This is a genomic window from Henriciella sp. (assembly GCF_049649345.1).
Classification (GTDB): Bacteria; Pseudomonadota; Alphaproteobacteria; order Caulobacterales; family Hyphomonadaceae; genus Henriciella.
The window spans coordinates 1-2,068 of record NZ_JBARZC010000440.1 but is presented as its reverse complement, the minus strand read 5'-3'; the positions used below and the strand labels follow the sequence as shown (position 1 = coordinate 2,068).

3 protein-coding genes are annotated in these 2,068 nt (G+C 63.8%); 2 read left to right on the top strand and 1 reads right to left on the bottom strand.

The window, feature by feature from the left end; genetic code table 11:
- Positions 1-512, bottom strand: a 512-nt coding sequence (locus WA989_RS12185; RefSeq protein WP_424340766.1) for a DUF1285 domain-containing protein, incomplete at its 3' end; no start/stop codon positions are given.
- A 67-nt stretch (positions 513-579) separates the two neighbouring features.
- On the opposite strand from WA989_RS12185, the gene WA989_RS12180 reads away from it, so the two are divergent.
- The gene (locus WA989_RS12180) at positions 580-1,569 is read left to right on the top strand and encodes an AAA family ATPase (protein WP_424340765.1); all 990 of its coding nucleotides are present in this window, start codon (positions 580-582) and stop codon (positions 1,567-1,569) included.
- A gap of 1 nt (position 1,570) precedes the next feature.
- Positions 1,571-2,011 carry a hypothetical protein gene (locus WA989_RS12175; RefSeq protein ID WP_424340764.1) on the top strand — a complete coding sequence of 147 codons (441 nt, stop codon included), beginning with the start codon at positions 1,571-1,573 and terminating at the stop codon, positions 2,009-2,011.
- Positions 2,012-2,068: the final 57 nt, after the last annotated feature.

The following is a 2,068-nucleotide window of genomic DNA, read 5'->3' as shown; positions in this document are numbered from 1 at the left end:
CCCGCCTCGGCCATTGCCCCAAGCTCATAGAAGACCGCGCGCGACAGTTTCGCTTCCAACCGGCCGCGCACGTGCACATAAGGCGAGGGCTCACCTGTCTCAGGATCTGTATCGACCCGGATCGGATGATCCGGCCCGGCCACCACCGTGTCGCCGACATTCGTCGTGAAGGCCATCGCGTTCTCGCCATCCTGCGACACTGTGTCGGCACGGATTGCCACGAACGGCACATCCTCGACATGCACCACCACCTTTTCATACGGCGTCACCAGCCAGTAGGAGCCATCCTCATCGCGGCGCAGGATGGTGGAGAACAGCCTGACAAGCCTGTCCCGCCTGATCTCTCCGCCTTCATGCCACCAGCTGCCATCGGCGCGGATTTCCATATTGATGTCGGTGCTGCGCTCAGGAGCCCACGTCTCGACCGGCGGCAATTGGCGCCCGGACGGGTCCGGCGAGATCACTTTCAGGAGCTCTTCGAGACTGATTGCAGTGTTTTGATTGGATTTCACGTCGCGCTCCGCCATCATTTTGCCTAGACCTAGGTCTGTTGTACCCGGGAGTGAAGACGGAGAGCTCATGGCAGACGAAAATCAGGCAATTGTGCAGGACGCGGAAGCGGCTGGCGAAACCCTCGCCAAGGTGAAGGATGAGATCGCCAAGGCCATCTTTGGACAGGAGCGCGTGATCGAACTCGCCCTATCTGCCATCCTGGCCGGCGGGCATGCGCTTCTGATCGGTGCGCCCGGTCTTGCCAAGACCCGCCTCGTCGATGCAATGGGCACAGCGCTCGGCCTCGATGCCGCCCGCATCCAATTCACCCCGGACTTGATGCCATCCGACATTCTCGGCTCCGAAGTGCTTGACGAGAGCTCGACGGGCGAGCGCAGCTTCCGCTTCATCAAGGGCCCGATCTTCACCCAGCTCCTGATGGCCGACGAGATCAACCGCGCCTCCCCGCGCACACAGTCCGCCCTCCTCCAGGCGATGCAGGAACGCCATGTCACTGTCGCAGGCGTGCGCCATGACCTGCCGGCGCCCTTCCATGTGCTTGCCACCCAGAACCCGATCGAGCAGGAAGGCACCTATCCACTGCCCGAAGCCCAGCTCGACCGCTTCCTGCTCAAGATCGACGTCACCTATCCGGATGTCGACACCGAACGGAAAATCCTGATCGAGACGACCGGCACCGATGATGCCAAAGTCGAAGCCGCGATCACCGCCGAAGAGCTGATGAAACTCCAGACCCTCGTCCGCCAGATGCCTGTCGGAGAGAAAGTCCTCGCCGCCATCCTCGCCACTGTGCGCGAAGCGCGCCCCGAGCAGACCTCCGACGACCGCGTCAAACGCTATGTCGACTGGGGCCCATCCCCCCGCGCCGGACAGGCCCTGATGCTTGCCTGCCGCGCCCGCGCGCTTCTCAGGGGCCGCCTGTCACCCTCGCTCGAAGACGTCGAATCCCTCGCAGAACCCTGCCTCGGCCACCGTATGGCGATGCGCTATGACCCGACCGGCCATGCGCCAATGCTCAGCGATCTCATCTCGGACCTGGCGAGGGCGCCTGTCTGATATGAAGCGGCGTTACCCGATGCGACTGGGGCTGGCCTCGCTCGGACTGGCGGGGCTAAGCGCCTGCCAGCCGGCCATGCGCGGGCCGGATACAGAAGCAATGGGACACTGCTACCGCGCCATTCAGAAAGCGATGATCGCGATCAATGCCGACGGGGTCGCCCTTGCGCCGGGCGAGATCGAACTGGCCGCCGATACCTTGCAGAGCGCCGAGCAGGACCTCATCCTCGCCTGGGCGCAGCACGAAGGGGTCGGGCTGAAACGCGACGACATCATCTACCGGACACCGGCCGCCTCGGACTTCATCGAAGGCATAGAGGCCGAGGTCGCCCTGTCGCGCCAGGCGGTGGAGAACGAAATGGTCGAAGCCGATGCCAATCCGGCTCTGTGGTCGGCCAAGCTCGATGACGCCAATGAATGCGCCGGACAGCTCGCCTCATGATGGATCTGGCTTCCATCCGCGCCGAAGCCGAAGTGCTTGCACGGTCGCTGCCGGGGC